This is a genomic window from Streptomyces sp. NPDC107528 (assembly GCF_055639295.1).
Genome location: NZ_JBVKAV010000003.1, coordinates 207,322 through 223,371, shown reverse-complemented (window position 1 = coordinate 223,371; position 16,050 = coordinate 207,322). Strand labels below are relative to the sequence as shown.

Annotated in this window: 16 protein-coding genes; 9 read left to right on the top strand and 7 right to left on the bottom strand. The window is 72.0% G+C overall.

Annotation, left to right across the window (positions count from 1 at the left end):
• Nucleotides 1-22 precede the first annotated feature (22 nt).
• From ACZ7L5_RS10785 to ACZ7L5_RS10770, 4 genes are all read left to right on the top strand, one after another.
• Nucleotides 23-1,189, top strand: a complete 1,167-nt coding sequence (locus ACZ7L5_RS10785) for an FAD-dependent oxidoreductase (RefSeq protein ID WP_471516179.1) — start codon at nt 23-25, stop codon at nt 1,187-1,189.
• A gap of 120 nt (nt 1,190-1,309) precedes the next feature.
• Complete coding sequence (locus ACZ7L5_RS10780; RefSeq protein ID WP_471516741.1) at nt 1,310-3,451, top strand: xanthine dehydrogenase family protein molybdopterin-binding subunit; 2,142 nt, start codon at nt 1,310-1,312, stop codon at nt 3,449-3,451.
• A 19-nt stretch (nt 3,452-3,470) separates the two neighbouring features.
• Nucleotides 3,471-3,926 (top strand): (2Fe-2S)-binding protein, encoded by a 456-nt coding sequence (locus ACZ7L5_RS10775; protein ID WP_471516176.1) that lies wholly within the window; start codon nt 3,471-3,473, stop codon nt 3,924-3,926.
• 48 nt (nt 3,927-3,974) lie between these two features.
• Nucleotides 3,975-4,841 (top strand): fructosamine kinase family protein, encoded by an 867-nt coding sequence (locus ACZ7L5_RS10770; protein ID WP_471516174.1) that lies wholly within the window; start codon nt 3,975-3,977, stop codon nt 4,839-4,841.
• A 67-nt stretch (nt 4,842-4,908) separates the two neighbouring features.
• Here ACZ7L5_RS10770 and ACZ7L5_RS10765 read toward each other — a convergent pair whose 3' ends face one another.
• Nucleotides 4,909-5,802 (bottom strand): hypothetical protein, encoded by an 894-nt coding sequence (locus ACZ7L5_RS10765; RefSeq protein ID WP_471516172.1) that lies wholly within the window; start codon nt 5,800-5,802, stop codon nt 4,909-4,911.
• 110 nt (nt 5,803-5,912) lie between these two features.
• On the bottom strand, nt 5,913-7,106 hold the full coding sequence (locus tag ACZ7L5_RS10760; RefSeq protein ID WP_471516170.1) for a CaiB/BaiF CoA transferase family protein: 1,194 nt from the start codon (nt 7,104-7,106) through the stop codon (nt 5,913-5,915).
• 111 nt (nt 7,107-7,217) lie between these two features.
• On the opposite strand from ACZ7L5_RS10760, the gene ACZ7L5_RS10755 reads away from it, so the two are divergent.
• Nucleotides 7,218-8,150, top strand: coding sequence for an NADP-dependent oxidoreductase (locus ACZ7L5_RS10755; protein WP_471516168.1), 933 nt, complete (start codon nt 7,218-7,220; stop codon nt 8,148-8,150).
• 15 nt (nt 8,151-8,165) lie between these two features.
• Here the strand turns inward: ACZ7L5_RS10755 and ACZ7L5_RS10750 are convergent, their stop codons facing one another.
• Nucleotides 8,166-8,624: a MarR family winged helix-turn-helix transcriptional regulator gene (locus ACZ7L5_RS10750; RefSeq protein WP_384190288.1), complete on the bottom strand. Its 459-nt coding sequence runs from the start codon at nt 8,622-8,624 to the stop codon at nt 8,166-8,168.
• Nucleotides 8,625-8,782: 158 nt separating this feature from the next.
• Here ACZ7L5_RS10750 and ACZ7L5_RS10745 point away from each other — a divergent pair, with 158 nt between their 5' ends.
• The gene (locus ACZ7L5_RS10745; protein WP_363050690.1) at nt 8,783-9,136 is read left to right on the top strand and encodes a hypothetical protein; all 354 of its coding nucleotides are present in this window, start codon (nt 8,783-8,785) and stop codon (nt 9,134-9,136) included.
• A 93-nt stretch (nt 9,137-9,229) separates the two neighbouring features.
• On the opposite strand, the gene ACZ7L5_RS10740 is transcribed toward ACZ7L5_RS10745, so the two are convergent.
• Together ACZ7L5_RS10740 and ACZ7L5_RS10735 are read right to left on the bottom strand one after the other, a co-directional pair.
• Nucleotides 9,230-10,222: a helix-turn-helix domain-containing protein gene (locus ACZ7L5_RS10740; protein ID WP_471516165.1), complete on the bottom strand. Its 993-nt coding sequence runs from the start codon at nt 10,220-10,222 to the stop codon at nt 9,230-9,232.
• Between the two features lie 177 nt (nt 10,223-10,399).
• A complete protein-coding gene (locus tag ACZ7L5_RS10735) occupies nt 10,400-11,380 on the bottom strand; it encodes an alpha/beta hydrolase (protein WP_471516163.1) in 981 nt (326 codons plus the stop codon).
• A gap of 244 nt (nt 11,381-11,624) precedes the next feature.
• On the opposite strand from ACZ7L5_RS10735, the gene ACZ7L5_RS10730 reads away from it, so the two are divergent.
• Entirely contained in the window at nt 11,625-12,602 is a 978-nt protein-coding gene (locus ACZ7L5_RS10730; RefSeq protein WP_471516161.1) for a TerC family protein, read from the top strand.
• Here the strand turns inward: ACZ7L5_RS10730 and ACZ7L5_RS10725 are convergent.
• Nucleotides 12,526-13,782: an MFS transporter gene (locus tag ACZ7L5_RS10725; RefSeq protein ID WP_471516159.1), complete on the bottom strand. Its 1,257-nt coding sequence runs from the start codon at nt 13,780-13,782 to the stop codon at nt 12,526-12,528. The two genes, ACZ7L5_RS10730 and ACZ7L5_RS10725, sit on opposite strands and share 77 nt — an antisense overlap.
• Before the next feature lie 56 nt (nt 13,783-13,838).
• On the opposite strand from ACZ7L5_RS10725, the gene ACZ7L5_RS10720 reads away from it, so the two are divergent.
• Both ACZ7L5_RS10720 and ACZ7L5_RS10715 read left to right on the top strand, forming a co-directional pair.
• On the top strand, nt 13,839-14,819 hold the full coding sequence (locus ACZ7L5_RS10720) for an ArsR/SmtB family transcription factor (protein WP_471516157.1): 981 nt from the start codon (nt 13,839-13,841) through the stop codon (nt 14,817-14,819).
• A 118-nt stretch (nt 14,820-14,937) separates the two neighbouring features.
• Nucleotides 14,938-15,819: an LLM class F420-dependent oxidoreductase gene (locus ACZ7L5_RS10715; protein WP_471516155.1), complete on the top strand. Its 882-nt coding sequence runs from the start codon at nt 14,938-14,940 to the stop codon at nt 15,817-15,819.
• A gap of 7 nt (nt 15,820-15,826) precedes the next feature.
• Here ACZ7L5_RS10715 and ACZ7L5_RS10710 read toward each other — a convergent pair whose 3' ends face one another.
• The gene (locus ACZ7L5_RS10710; protein WP_363036094.1) at nt 15,827-16,045 is read right to left on the bottom strand and encodes a hypothetical protein; all 219 of its coding nucleotides are present in this window, start codon (nt 16,043-16,045) and stop codon (nt 15,827-15,829) included.
• Nucleotides 16,046-16,050 lie beyond the last annotated feature (5 nt).

Genomic DNA, 16,050 nt, shown 5'->3' with positions numbered 1-16,050 from the left:
TGTGTACGAGTGGGGGAGCGACGTGGCACAGGTGCTGGTCATCGGGGGCGGAATCGCGGGAGCGGCGGCGGCTCTGGCGCTGGACAAGGCCGGATTCGACGTCGTCGTGCACGAGGCGCACCCCGACTCCGCCGAGGACATCGGCGCGTTCCTCACGCTGGCGAGCAACGGCATGCGAGCCCTGGCACAGCTGGACGCCTCGGCCGCGGTGACCGCGATCGGCTTCCCGCTGACCTCGATGCGGGTCCTGGACGACACGGGCACCGAGCTGGCCCAGGTGCCGCTCGGCGAGGCCGGTATCCCGCACCTGCGGTATCGCTGTCTGCGACGCGGCGACCTCAACTCCGCCTTGCAGGCCGAGGTCACGCGCCGCGGCATCGACATCCGGCACGGCGCGCGCCTGATGTCGGTCGTCGAAGGTCAGGGCGGCGTCACCGCCCACTTCGCCGACGGCACCACGGCGACCGGTGATCTGCTCATCGGGGCCGACGGCCTCAACTCCACCGTCCGCCGCCTCGTCTCCCCCGACGCCCGGCCGGTCTACGCCGGGCAGTACGTCTTCTACGGCTACACCGGCGCCGCATCCGGCCCGGCCCGGCCCGAGACCATCACGATGGTGCGCGGCAGCTCCGTCGCCTTCGGGTACGCGGTGTCGCCGGACGGGGAGACGTACTGGTTCGCCCGCGTCACCGACGAGCCCTTGGCCGCCGACACCATCGCGCAGGGCACGCCCGCCCGATGGCGCGACCTGCTCCTGCCGCTGCTGCGCAAGGACTCGACCCCCGCCGCCGACCTGGTGGCAGCCACCCCCGACCGCCTCATGGTCACCAACGCCACCGAACTTCCCACCGGAACACCCTGGCGCTCGGGCCGGACCCTGATCATCGGGGACGCGGCCCACGCGGCGTCCCCCGCCACCGGGCAGGGCGCCTCGATGGCGCTGGAGGACGCCGTAGTCCTCGCCAAGTCGCTGCGGGACGCCCCGGACACCGACGCCGCGCTGTCCCTCTACGAGACCCTCCGCCGCCCCCGCGTGGAACACAACATCACCGTGAGCGGCAACATCTCCCGCGGTGCCCACACCCCGTCGGGCCCCGGCCCCCGGGGCGCGAGTGCGGACCGGCCGGGCGACGACGAGCTCATACGGCACCTGGAGTGGAGCACCGACCTCTCGCAACTCGCGCCGTAACCCCGAAGGAACGACCAGCCGGCGCAACCCCGCGGTGCACCGACCCCTCATACAGGTCGAACCAGTCCGGTTCGCTGAGAGGAGCGCCTGTTGGCCCGTCAGTTGTCCCGTCGACAGTTCGTGGTCTATTCGCTCGCGGCGACCACTCTGACCGTCGCGGCACCGCTCGGCTGTGACTCCGCGAGTGCGGAGGGCGCCGAGCGAGCCGTGGACGGCGACCGCCGGTCCTCCGACGTCCTGGTCACCGGCACCGACGCGGAGATGCTGGTCCTGGAGGTCACGCCGGCCAACAGGGTCGTCGTACGGCTGCCCCGCGTCGAGGTCGGCCAGGGCGTCACCACCGCCGTCGCGATGCTGATCGCCGAGGAACTGGACGCCCGGCTCGCCGACGTGGACATCCCGCTCGCGGATGCCCGCAACGAGGGCAACCAGTTCACCGGCGGCTCCAGTTCGGTCAGTTCGCTGTACGGACCGGCGCGGAAGCTGGCCGCCACCGCCCGCGCCAAGCTGGTGACCGCTGCCGCCCGCCGCTGGCACGTCCCCGCGCGGACCCTGCGCACCCGGGGCACGAGAGTCTTCGCACCGGACGGGCGCTCGGCCACCTTCGGCTCGCTGACGAGGAGCGCCGCCCGGATCACACGGCCGACCGTGCCGACCGATCCGAAGCCGGCGTCGAAACACCGGGTGATCGGGCGCCCGACGACCCGGATCGACGCCCGCGAACTCATCACCGGCAAGGCGAAGTACACCGGAGACCTCACGGCGGCCGGGGCCAGGCCGACGGTTGTGGCCCGGCCGCCGACGATCGGCGGGAAGGTCCTCTCGGTCGACTCCACGGCAGCCCGGGCCATGCCCGGTGTGCATGCGGTAGTCCGGATCGACGGTGGTGTGGCCGTGGTCGCGGAGACCTTCCACCATGCCTTCCGGGCCAGGGACGCCCTCCGGATCAAGTGGGCGCCCGGCCCGCTGGCGAACCTCTCCGACGCCGGCATCCGCTCCCGGCTGCGCGCCGCGGTCCCGAAGCTGGGGGACCCGCCGCGCGGATCGGCGCAGACCGAGGCCGAGTTCGAGTTCGCCTTCGTCAGCCACGCGCCGATGGAGGTCCTCACCGCCGTGGCGGACGTACGCGCCGGGCGGGCCGAGATCTGGTTCTCCTCCCAGACCCCGACGTCCGCGCGGGAGGACATCGCGTCGCGGCTCGGCCTGCCGGTGTCGAAGGTGCAGGTCCATGTGGTGCGCGGCGGCGGCTCGTTCGGGCGGCGCCTGAACTATGACGCCGCGATCGAGGCGGCTCTGATCTCCAAGAAGGCGCGCCGACCGGTCAAGCTCATGTGGAGCCGGGAGGACGACATCCGGCATGGCAGGATGCGCCCGGCCTCCCATCACCGGATCCGGGCCAGCCATGCGCGGGGCAGGGTGGTCGCCTTCGCCCACGCGACGGCCTCGGTCAGCGAGTCCTTCGAGGAGCGGGGGCTGTCCCCGCAGGGAGGCGTGAATCCCACTCAAGTAGGCCTGCGTTTTGCTCAAGGCGCCGCACCCTCGGCCGTCCGCGCCCCGGCCGCTGCCCCGCTCCCCAGCGACAGCGGCCTCTACAACTTCGGCCGCCTCTCCGGGAACTCGGGCTCGGTCGACCTGGCGATCCCCCTCGGCGCCTGGCGCTCGGTGGACTCCGGCACGGTGCGCACCGCCGAGGAGATCGTCGTCGACGAGATCGCCCGCAGCCTCGGCAAGGACCCCGTCGCCTTTCGCCGTACGACGCTGCGGAGCAAGACCGTCAGGGCCGTACTGGACAAGGTCGCGACCGCCGGGAAGTGGGGCCGGACCATGCCGCGGGGGCACGCCCAGGGTGTCGCGGTCCACGAGGAGTACGACTCCTGTGTGGCCTGCCTGGTCGAGATCGACGCCGTCGACCCGAAGAACCCCCGGGTCACCAAGGTGGTGATGGCGGCCGACGTGGGAACGGCAGTCAACCCGCGCGGCCTGGAGGCGCAGCTCATGGGCACGGCCGTCGACGGTATCTCCACCGTTTTGCGAGCCGGCCTGCACATCGACCGGGGCGCCGTCCGGGAGAGCAGCTTCGCCGACTTCCACTACGCACGCCAGCGGCACGCCCCGCAGCACTTCGAGGCGCACATCATGCCCTCCCGGCGCGCTCCCGGCGGCGCCGGTGAACTCGGCGTCCCGGCCGCGTCCGGTGCCGTCGCCAACGCCTACGCACGGGCGACCGGCACCAAGCCGCGCCGTTTCCCCCTCAACTTCTGAGCCACCCGAGAAGGTAGCGATGCCGTCCTACTCCTTCACCCTCAACGGCAAGCGGGTCACCGTCGAGGCCCCCGCCGACATGCCCCTGCTGTGGGTGCTGCGCGACCTGCTGAACGTCACCGGCCCCAAGTTCGGCTGTGGCGTGGGCGCCTGCCGTGCCTGCACCAGCCATCTCGACGGCGACGAGATCCAGCCCTGCGTCGTTCCGGTCGCCGACTGCGCCGGCCGTGCGGTCACCACCATCGAGGGCCTCGCCGACGGCGACCGCCTCCACCCCGTTCAGCAGGCCTGGCTCGACTGTGACGTCGCCCAGTGCGGCTTCTGCCAGCCGGGCCAGATCATGGCCACGGCCGCCCTGCTGAAGAAGACGCCCCGGCCGACGGACGCGGACATCGACCGGATCGAGAACGTCTGCCGCTGCGGTACGTACTCCAGGATCCGGGAGGCGATCAAGAAGGCCGCCGCCGACAGCTGACCGGATGGGTGACTCCGGTCCGGCAGGTGGCCGCCGTACCCTGTGGCCGTGGACGACTCCTTCGACGGCCCCGGCGCCACGGCCGCGCGTCTCACGGGGCGACCGGTCGCCGGGGAACGCCGGCTCTCCGCGACGCTCGCCGAAGTCACCCTCGCCGGTGGGCAGGTCGCGATGGTCAAACGCGGCGAAGGCGACGGCGCCGCACTGGCCGAGGCGGCCGGGCTGCGCTGGCTGGCCGACGCCGGCACGGTCCGTGTCCCCGCCGTGCACGGCCAGGACGGGCAGTGGCTGGTCACGGAACGAGTGGCGACCGGCCCTCCCACCGCCGACGCGGCCGAGCGGTTCGGACGCGATCTGGCCGCACTGCACGCCACCGGCGCACCGGCGTTCGGCGCCGCACCGCCCGGCGGCCCCGAGGACGCGTACATCGGGCTGGCCCCGATGCGCAACGTCACCGGCCCGGACTGGCCGCACTGGTACGCCGAGTACCGCGTGCTGCCGTATCTGCGCCGCGCTGTCGACGACGGCACGGTCCGTGGCGCGGAGGCGTCCGTGTTCGAGCGGGTCTGCGAGCGGCTCCCCGAGCTGGCGGGCCCCGCCGAGCCGCCCGCCCGGCTGCACGGCGACCTGTGGAACGGCAACGTCCTGTGGGGCGCCGACGGGCACGCCTGGCTGATCGACCCGGCCGCGCACGGCGGCCACCGCGAGACCGACCTGGCCATGCTCCACCTCTTCGGCTGCCCTCACCTGGACCGGATCCTGGTCGGCTATCAGGACGCGGCGCCCCTCGCCGCCGGCTGGTCCGACCGGATCGGCCTCCACCAGCTCTTCCCGCTGCTGGTGCACACCGTGCTCTTCGGCCGCGGCTACGCCGAGCAGGCCAGGGCGGCGGCCGAGGCAGCCCTGCGCAGTTGACGACGCATGGACCACAAGGCGCATGAACCACAAGGCGCATTGGCCGCAAATAGACTGTGACGACCAGTCAGCTCCAGCTGCCGGAGGGCCCGTTGGGGTTCCCCTGCGGCACGGGGCGGCCCGTGAACGCGTCCAGTAGGAGTCGCTCGGCGAGCGGACGGTCCAGCTCGACGGTCACCTTCTTCGCGCGCAGGTCGGACGTGCACAGGCCTTCCTCCATACCGACGACATAGCCGGACAGGACCACGCTGCCCTCCGTTTCCAGCACGTCCACGGCGGGTCCGTCGTCGCAGGACCCGTGGTGGGCCAGCACGGTGACGGAGCGGCCGTCCGCGGCCACCTCGACCAGCCGGTTGAGCTCCCAGAGGGTTTCGGTGGGGGTGTCCCGGGCCGGCCCGATGGGCGGCTTGGGAAGCTTCGAGGGCCTCACGGCGACCCGCTTGAGCGGGGTGTCGTAGCCCTCGACGGTGAACAGCCAGGCCGGGACGGTGGCCGGGCCGCGGCTCGTGACCAGCGTCGTCTCGCCCAGCTTCGCCCCGGTCACGACGAGGCGCGGCGCGGGCGCGTCCGTGCGGTCCACCGTCTTGTACGCCTCTTGCGCCCCCATGAGCGGCAGCGTGAGCGAACCGCCGTCCCGCCAGGTCACCTTCCCTTCCTTCTGCTCGGAACCAGGGAGGTCGCCGCGCAGCTCGAAGTTCTGGCGTTGGTAGGCCTTCTTGTCGTTCTCGTTGTGGAAGGCGTCCTCGGGCGGCTGCACCGCGTCCGCCATCGGGAAGTAGCCCTTGAGCCAGGCGTCGGCGGCCGGTGAACCGTCCCAGGCGTCGGCGACCTCGTGGGCGCGGGTCCTGGTCTCCGGGGCCGGGTCCGTGTCGTCGGACCCTGCCGTGACGGTGCCGCATCCGGCGCCGAGCAGGCCGAGGGCGGTGAGCAGCGAGGCGGTGCGTGAAGCGGTCGTACGCATGGATCCCCCTGAACGGACAGCGGCAGGCACGGGAGGGGCGGTGCCGCGGCCGCCCGGCACTGTGACGCACGGAGGGCGGGTCGCGTTCGGTCACACCGGGGGACCGGTGGTCAGATCACGGCTTCGGCGCGCAGGGCCTCGATCTCCTCGCCGGTACGGCCGAGTTCGGTGAGGATCGCCTCCGTGTGCTCGCCCACCGCAGGGACCGGGTCCATGCGCGCGGGCAGTCCCGCGAGGTCGGCCGGCGGGAGCAGGGCCTGCACCGTCGCACCGCCGGGTACGGTCACGTCGTGCCAGCGCTCGCGGGCGGCGAGGACCGGGTGATCCAGGAACGCGGTGACGTCGTTGACCCCGGCGCAGGCGATGCCGATGGACTCCAGCTCCTTGAGGATCTCCTCGGCGTCGGAGCGGGCGCAGCGCTCGGCGACGACGGCGTTGACCTCATCCCGGTGCGCCACCCGCGCGGAACTCGTGGCGAAGCGCGGGTCGTCGGTCAGCTCGGGCCGGCCAAGGAAGCGGTCACACAGGACGGCCCACTCGCGCTCGTTCTGGATGGAGAACAGCACCTCCCTGCCGTCGGCGGCCGGGTAGGCACCGTAGGGAGCGAGGGTCGGGTGCTGGGTGCCCAGCCGCGGGGGCTGGGTGCCGCTGTAGCGGGTGTAGTTGGCGGGCTGGCCCATCCACTCGGCCAGCGCTTCGAACAGGGACACCTCAACGGGGTGGGCCGTGCCCGTGGTGGCCCGCGTGAAGAGGGCGGTGAGGATGCCGCTGTACGCGTACATCCCGGCCGCGATGTCGGCGACGGAGATCCCGACACGCGCGGTCTCGTCGGGGGTCCCCGTCAGTGACACCAGCCCGGTCTGGCACTGCACCAGCAGGTCGTACGACTTGCGGTCGGCCCACGGCCCGGACGTGCCGTATCCGGAGATCGTGCACGGGATCAGCCGCGGCCGGCGCGCGCCGAGCGCCTCGACACCCAGGCCGAGGCGGTCGGCGGCGCCCGGCGCCAGGTTCTGCACGAACACGTCGGCGTCATCGAGGAGCCGGTGCAGGATCTCGAGGCCCCGCGGATCCTTGAGGTCCAGCGTCAGGGACTCCTTGGACCGGTTGAGCCACACGAAATAGCTGGAGTGACCGTGCACCGTCGTGTCGTACCGGCGCGCGAAATCCCCCTCCCCGGGCCGCTCGACCTTGATCACGCGTGCGCCGAGATCGGCGAGCTGTCGGGTGGCGTACGGGGCGGCCACGGCCTGCTCCAGGCTGACCACGGTGATGCCGGACAGGGGAAGGTGTGGCGCGCTCATGGGGCCATGTGTACGACCACATCGGAGATCGCGTCAATGCCGGGACCGGCGCGTGAATGCGGATGCATATATTGCGTATGCCGGTAACAGTCGTGTGGTTACATAGGTTCCATGAAGGCCATCACACTGCAGCACTACGGTCAGCCCGAGGATCTGAAGCTGGTGGAGCACCCCGACCCCAAGGTGGCTCCGGGCGAGGTCCTCATCCGCGTGAAGGCCGCCGGGGTCAACCCGGTGGACTGGAAGCTCGGGGCGGGGTACCTCGACCCGCTCATGGAGACCCACTTCCCCATGATTCCCGGCTGGGACGTCTCCGGAGTCGTCGAACGGGTCGGGCTGGACGTCGACGAGTTCGCGCCCGGTGACGAGGTGTACGGCTATGTCCGCAAGGACTCCGTGCAGCTCGGCACCTACGCCGAGCTGGTGTCCGCGAACGTGCGGCTGGTCGCGCGCAAGCCGGTCTCGCTCAGCTGGGAGCAGGCGGCGGGCGTGCCGCTGGCGGGACTGACCGCCTATCAGTCGATCAAGCGCGTGGGTGTGCGTGAGGGCGAGACGGTCCTGGTGCACGCGGCGGGCGGCGGGGTCGGCATGTTCGGCGTGCAGATCGCCGTCGCGCTCGGCGCCCGGGTCATCGGCACCGCGAGCGAGCGCAACCACGACTTCGTCCGGGAACTCGGCGCCGAGCCGGTGACCTACGGCGACGGCCTGGCCGACCGGCTTCGCGAGCTGGCCCCGGACGGCGTCGACGCGGCGCTCGACTTCGTCGGGGGCGACGCCGTGGACGTGTCTCAGCAGGTCCTCAAGCAGCGTGACCGGGTGGTGTCCATCGCCGACCCGGACGTCCTGGCGAAGGGCGGCCACGTCCTGTGGGTGCGCCCCGACCCGGCCGATCTGACGGCCCTCGGCGAACTGGCCGACGTGGGCCGCCTCGCCGTCCACGTCGCCCGGGTGCTCCCACTCGCCGAGGCCGCCGAGGCCTGGCGGATCAGCAGTGCGGGGCGCGTGCGCGGAAAGCTGGTGCTGTCGGTCGGGGAGCAGGGCTAGCGCGAAGCCGGGCCCTCAGGCGGGGATGCGGAGCGTCTCGACGGCCCGGACCAGCGGGGCCAGCTCGGGATTGGTCGCGGCCTCGTCGAGGGCTTGGCGCAGCGCTTTGTCGTTGGTGGGCCGTGCCTCGTTGAGGAGTGTCAGGCCTGCTTCGGTGACGTCGGTGTAGATGCCGCGGCGGTCGGTGGGGCAGAGGTAGCGGGAGAGCAGGCCGCGGTCCTCGAGCCGGGTGACGAGCCGGGTGGTGGCGCTCTGGCTGAGGACGACGGCGTCGGCGACCTGCTTCATCTGCAGATGGCCGCCTTCGCCGCTGTGCTGGCGGCTGAGCACGTCGAGCAGGGAGTACTCGCGCACGCTCAGGTCGTGCCCGCTCTGCAGGGCACGCTCGATGTGCGCCTCGATCCTCCCGTGCAGCAGGGAGAGCGCGCACCAGCCCTGGGCGAGCGCGGTGAGCGCGGGGTCCGTGGCGGTCATGGCGCCGGAGTCCTCCGTCCCGAGATGAATGACCTCCAGGATAGGCCATCCGTGAAATTTCCGGCGAGTGCGCGTATAGCGCGCATGCAAGCAGTGGGGCTGCCGCCGGCTGAAACTCCGTGGCTGCCGAGGCCGGCCCGTGGATATCGTCACCGCCCATGAGCAGCCCGACCTCAACGACCACCCTGTGGCGACCCACCGGCCCCAAGGAGCTGGACTTGGTGCGCGAGCTGAACTGGCGAGCCTGGCCACCGAGGCTGCCCGAGCAGCCGATCTTCTACCCGGTGCTCAACGAGGACTACGCCGTGAAGATCGCCCGGGACTGGAACGTCAAGCACGACGGCGCCGGCTTTGTGACCCGGTTCGAGGTCGAGTCGGAGTTCCTGAGCCGCTATCCGGTCCAGCAGGCGGGCGGCGAGACGATCCTCGAACTGTGGGTGCCGGCCGAGGAACTGGGCGAGTTCAACGCCCACATCGTCGGCGAGATCGAGGTGGTTCACGAATTCCGGTGACGGTGACAGTGACAGTGACGGCGACGGGGCACGGCCGCCAGGGGGTGCCTTCGCGGGCATGATCCAGAGGCTCGGCCAATCGACAAGGCCCCACTAATTACGCACCAGATGCCGCACGGCCAGTGCCAGACCCAGCCGGAATCTGCCCTGCGGAGTCCGCAGGGGCCAGCCCAGCAGGTGCTCGGCGTGGGCCAGTCGCTCCTGGAGGGTGGAGTGGTGGACGTTGATCTCTGACGCCGCCGCCCGCAGGCTCACCGTCGAGGCGACCGCGTGCAGCGTGGCGAGCAGCCAGGGCGTGGTCGCCGCAGCCGCCTCCAGGGCCTGTACGTCGGGCGGCGGTTCGGAGCCCGACGGTACGACGTCGGCGAGAAGGGCGATGCCGCCCAGCTCGTCGGCGTGGACGACGCCGGGGCCGGGGTCCTGCGCGGTGCCCTCGGCCGTGAACCGCAGCGCGACGCGGGCCTGCGACCAGGAGCGCGGCAGGTCGAGCACCGGGACCGCGGGCCCCACGCCCATGCGGACGACGGGCGGCTCGGCGTCCAAGTGTGCCGGGACGATGCGGGGTTGGCCGGCGAACGGGGCCAGGACGCGCGCCGCCGCGGCGGGGTCGAGCCCCAGCCGGCGGGCCGCGTGCAGGCGCGCCGCCTCCGGAGCCGTGGCATCGAGGACGGTCTCCACCAGCGCCGGGTCATCGGCCGGCGCCCGTCCCCGGGTCCGGTCGAGCACGAGCCGTACGGCCCCGGCGGCCCGCTCCAGGATCACCGCGTCCACGACGCTCGGCTCCGCGTCCTGGGCCCGCTCCAGCCACAGCGCCGGAACGCCGCCCGGCGTCAGCGCGGCGCTCGGCCACGCGGGATCCGGCGGCACAGCGCTGTCCCGCCGCGTCCCGTCGACCTCGACCCTGACCTGCACCCGCCGGTCCGCGTCCACAAGCCGGGCCGGCACCCCGGCCAGCACGGCGGCACCGCGCACCAACGCCTCCAGCCCGGCCCGCGACTCGGCGAGCCGATCGAAGTAGGCGATGACCCGCACGGCCGCCCCGGCATCCGGATCCAACGCGGTCAGACGTCCGGCCAGCTCTTTCATAGGCCCATGGTGCGGCACGGAGTCAAGGCCGAACTCACCCCGACGGAAAAACCCCGGGGCCGGCGGCCCGCCCAGGGGCGCGGGGAACCGCGCGACAAGCCACAGACAACCCGCACCCGCGCAACACCACAACCCGGCAGACGAGTAGGCGCAACCCTCGCCCCTGGCACCCACATCTCACCCGTTCAACAGCCTCTTCAGCCAAGCCAGCTGCGCCCCCCGACAGGCCTGCGAAACCGCCGCCTGCGGCGCGAAGCCGTCGAATCCGTGGAAGCCGCCCGGCCATACATGCAACTCGGCCACCCCACCGGCCTGCCAGATCCGCGAGGCATAGGCGACGACCTCGTCGCGGAACGTCTCCGCGGAACCGACGTCCAGAAACGCCGGCGGCAGCCCGGACAACTCCTCGGCACGGGCCGGCGCGGCGTACGCGGAGACGTCGGGACCGCCCCGCAGCTCACCGAGCAGAGCCGTCCAGCCGGTCTCGTTCGCCGTACGGTCCCAGACACCGCGCCCCGCCATCTGGTGGGTGGACGGGCTGTCGTTGCGGTCGTCCAGCATCGGGCACATGAGCATCTGCCCGATCAGCTCGGGCCCCCGGCGATCCCGGGTGAGCAGGGCGAGCGCCGCCGACAGCCCGCCACCCGCGCTGGCACCGGCGACGACGATCCGCTGCGGATCGCCCCCCAGCTCGGCGGCGTGCTTCGTCGTCCACTCCAGCCCGGCGTACACGTCCTCGATCTGCGCCGGATACGGGTGCTCGGGCGCGAGCCGGTACTCCACGGACACGACGACCGCGTCCAGTTCCTTCGCCCAGGCCAGGGGAACGTCGACGCCGACACGGTTGTTGCCGATGATCAGCCCGCCGCCGTGGACGTGATAGATCACGGGCCGCGGACCCGCGCCGGCCGCGGCAGCCGGCCGGCAGATCAGCAGGGAGACCTCGGGTGCGCCCTCGGGACCAGGCACCGCGCGGTCCTCGACCTCGAAGAAGCCGTCCATGGTGAGGTCGAGTCGGGCCAGCATCTCGATCCCCGGGCCCTGGCGGACGTCCGCTATCTCGTCCATCGTGAGGGCGGGCGAGATCATGTCCTTGATGAGCTCCAGGGCGGCGGCGAGCTCGGGGTCGAACGGTGGCGGGGGCGGGGCCTGGGTCATGGGGTCTCCTCACACGGCAGCACGCGGGTGCCGGACGGCTCTGCGGCTCTGCGGCCATGATCTGCTCACCGGTCCCCGCCCGGAGGGCCGCCGTTCGGCGGAACCTCCCCGCCGTCCGGCGGGTGGCACCTGCGTGAGCCTGGAGCTTGCCAGGACATGACCCGTTGTTCACCTGTCGTAGGTGGAAGGGATGCCGGCCGGCGACAACGCTGTCAAGGTCCCGCCTGCACCAGGAGTACAACCCGTGAACGTCTCCCTCTCCGTCTGGCTGCTGACGATCGTCGCCCTGTGCGCGCTCGTCGCCGTGGACTTCTTCATCGGTCGCAAACCCCACGACGTTTCCATCCGTGAAGCGGGGACGTGGACGATCGTCTGGGTCGTCCTGGCCTGTCTGTTCGGACTGGGCCTGTTCGTCCATGGCGGTGGCGGGCCCACCGGCGAGTTCTTCGCCGGGTACATCACGGAGAAGTCGCTCAGCGTCGACAACCTCTTCGTCTTCGTCCTGATCATGGGCAAGTTCGCGGTGCCGTCGCAGTACCAGCAGCGCGTGCTGATGGTCGGCGTGATCATGGCCCTGGTGCTGCGCGCCGGGTTCATCGCGGCCGGCGCGGCGATCATCTCCGCGTTCTCCTGGGTGTTCTACCTCTTCGGCGCCTTCCTGATCTGGACCGCCTGGAAGCTCATCCAGGACGCGCGCAAGGAGGAGCACGAGGAGGAGTACGAGGAGAGCAAGCTGCTGAAGGCAGTGGAGAAACGCTTCGGCGTGGCCGACCGGTACCACGGCACCAAGTTGTTCATCACCGAGAACGGCAAGCGGGTCATGACCCCGATGCTGGTCGTGATGCTGGCGATCGGCTCCACCGACGTCCTGTTCGCCCTCGACTCCATCCCCGCGATCTACGGGCTGACCCAGGACCCGTACATCGTCTTCACCGCCAACGCCTTCGCCCTGATGGGCCTCAGGCAGCTGTACTTCCTCATCGGCGGCCTGCTGAAGAAGCTGGTCCACCTCAGCTACGGCCTGTCGATCATCCTCGGCTTCATCGGCGTCAAGCTCGTCCTGCACGCGCTGCACGAGTCCGGCGTGCACGTCCCGGAGATCAGCATCCCCTTCTCGCTCGGCTTCATCGTGCTCGTCCTGGCCATCACGACGGTGACCAGCCTGCGGGCTTCGAAGAAGCGGGAGCGGGAGCAGGCCGAGCCGGAGCACATGGCCCGGTGACGGCTCTGCGACGGCTCAGATGGCGGGCGACCGCCACCGCGGTGAGCGTCGCGACCAATGCGCACACGCCACTCCACCCGAAGCGGCCGTAGGCCCGCGCACCCAGCCACGAGCCGGCCGTGCCACCCAGATAGGCGCAGGTCATGTACGCGGTGTTGAGGCGGCTGCGGACGTCCGCGCCGAGGCCGTAGATCCGCACCGTGTTGGCGACCATCCCGGACTGCATGCCGACGTCGAGCAGCAGCGTGCCGACGACCAGCGCGGTCAGCCCGGGCACGCCGCCCAGGCCGCCGAACGCCAGCACCACCGCCGAGGCACCGACCATGAGGAAGCACACGAGGTTGACCCGGTCCGGACCCCGACGGTCCACCAACCGCCCGGCGACCGGAGTGCACAGCATCGTCGCCGCGTTGACGAGCGCGAGCAGCCCGGCCGCCTTCGCGCTCATGCCGTACACCGGCCCCGTGAGCAGCAGCGCCACGCCCGTCCACACCGCGGAGAACCCGGCGAACACCGTCGCCTGGTACAGGCAGGAGCGGCGCAGCTCGGGTTCGGTGCGCAGCAGCCGCAGGGGTGCGGCGAGCAGCGCCGGGTACGGGGCCCGGGCCGACGCGGGCAGCGTCGGCAGCATGCGGGCCAGCAGGACGGCGACCGTGAAGGAGAGCGCGGCGGCGAGGACGTACGGCGCCCGCCAGCCCAGCCAGTCGCCGAGGGCGCCGCCGACGGCACGGGACAGCAGCATCCCGGCGAGGGAACCGCTCAGCAGGGTGCCGCTGACGACTCCGCGCCGTTCGGCGGGCACCAGGCCGGCCGCCAGTACACCGGCGAGCGGCGCGATCACCGTCACCGCCCCGACGAGCGCGCTCGCGAGGACCAGGGGCAGCAACGCCCGCGCCGAACTCGCGGCGAGCAGTGCGAGGCCGGTCAGCGTGAGCAGGGTGACGAGCAGCCGGCGGGGGCGCAGCCGGTCGCCGAGCGGCACGAGAAGGTAGATGCCGGCCGAGTAGCCGAACTGGGTCGCGGTCACCACCGTGGCGGCCGAATCGGGGGAGACGCCGAGGCCCGAGGCCACCAACGGGCCGATCGCCTGCGGGAAGTAGACATTGCCCACCGCGACCCCGCAGGCGAAGGCGAGCAGCGCGATCGCCGGGGTAGCCTGCCGGGAGTTGTGATCCGTCATACGCCGAAGTGCACGGCAGCGACGGACGGTTGCCAAAGGATGTAGCCGGAGGCTTAATGATCAGCTTCCTGCTCGACGTCGACGACCTCGCGGACACCCGGTTCGCGATCTCGCCGTTGCGCGAGGTCATGGGCAGCCTGCGGGCCCTGCGCGCCCCGGGCCTCTACCCCCTGCACACCCCATGGCGCCGGTCGGTCCTGGAACGCCTCGACCCCGCCGACGCCCGGCTGCTGCGGGCCCTGGTCGGCCGGAACCTGACCCTGCCCGACTTCCTGACCCCGCGCCCGACGACCTTCGCACCCACGCTGGACGACCAGCTCACCGTCGTGGGGACGACGCCACCGGAGCTCGTACGACGCGACCTGCTCGCGACCCATGCCCCGCACCCCCTCCCGGACGCCCTGCGACAGATCACCGCGCCCGGCGACGCGCCCGTGGCGGAGCTGTTGGATGAACTGTGCGAACTCCTGCACCGGTACTGGGAGTTGGTCGTACGCCCCGACTGGCCACGGATGCGGCTCGTGCTGGAGGCCGACATCACCCACCGCGCCCGGCAACTGGCCACCGGCGGAGCCCACCTCCTCTTCTCCGACCTGCACCGCAACGTCCGCTGGCGCGACGGCGTCCTGCGCGTCGACCAGATGATCGCCCGGCACGAGGTGGACGGCTCCGGGCGGGGACTGCGCCTGGTCCCTTCCCTGTTCTCCCACAAACCCGCACCGCCGGTCAGCGCCGCCGAAGCGCCGATGCTGGCGTATCCCAGCAGGGGTGCCGCGACCCTGTGGGAACCGCGGCCCGAGCCCGGGGCCTCCGCCCTGACCGCGCTGCTCGGCGCGCCCCGCACCACGGTCCTGCGGCTGCTCGCCGAACCGCTCCCCACGGTCGAACTCGCCCGCCGCCTCGGCGTGACGCCCAGCGCGGTCTCCCAACACCTGAAGGTGCTGCACGCGACGGGACTCGTCACCCGGGCCCGCGACGGACGGCGCGTGCTGTACCGGCGTACCGCACTCGGCGACCAACTCGCGGGCGCGACTTGACGGAGTGGCCTGACGGCGTGGTCTGACGGCCGCCTCGGCGGCGGGGCTTGACTTCGAGAGCGCTCGAAGATCTAGCGTCGGCAAGGTCGCTGAAAATCCGGGTGAGCGGAGACAGGTCATGCGCGTCGGCGTGCACATCAACCGGTTCGACCATCCCGGCGGAGGCCCCGCGCTCGGAGCCGAACTCGGCGCAGCGGGCGCCGCGGCCGAGGCGGCGGGTCTGAGCTGGCTGTCGGTGATGGACCACTACTTCCAGATGGAGATCAACGACCGCGCCGAGGACCCCATGCTGGAGGCCTACACGACCCTCGGCTACCTCGCTGCCCACACTTCCACCGTCCGCCTCGGTGCGCTGGTGACCGGCGTGACCTACCGTCCGCCCGGCCTGCTGGCCAAGATCGCCACCTCGCTCGACGTGCTGTCCGGCGGCCGGGCCACCCTCGGGATCGGCGCCGCCTGGTACGGCCGCGAGCACGAGGGGCTCGGTGTGCCGTTCCCGCCGGTCGCCGAGCGCTTCGAGCGGCTGGAGGAGACCTTGCGGATCTGCCTGCAGATGTGGGACCCGCAGGCCAACGGCCCGTTCGAGGGCAAGCACTACCGCCTCGCCGAGACCCTCTGCGTCCCGGCGCCCGTCAGCGCCCCGCGCCCCGAGATCATGATCGGCGGGGGCGGCGAGAAGAAGACGCTCCGGCTGGTCGCCCGCTACGGCGACGCGTGCAACCTGTTCGCCTCCTCGCCGGAGGAGGTCCGGCACAAGCTCAATGTGCTGCGCGGCCACTGCGACACCGAGGGGCGCGACTACGACGAGATCCGCAGGACCATCCTCTACGCCGGGGAGCCCGCGGTCAGCGGCGACCTCGACGCCTTCACCCGGGACATCGCGGCCTACACCGAGCTCGGCATCGACACGGTGATCCTCGGCCCGCGCACCGGGGAACCGGCGGCCTTCATCGAGCACTTCGCGGCCCCTGCCGTACAGCGGCTGGCCGGGCTCGACTGAACCGACGTCACCGGCCGGGGGAGTGCGCAGGAGTCCCCGTGGGCCGGCTGCGGGAGGCGACGCGCATGCCTCGGGCGTCCACCATGCGCACCTGCAACGAACCGCAGGCGCACCGCGTCCACACCGTGCTGCCCGCCGCCGTGGTGTGCCGGGACACCACCTGGTAGGGCTCGGCTCCGTCGGGCCATCCGCAGTGCGGGCAGACGGTGCCGGTCGTGCTGGTCATGGCGA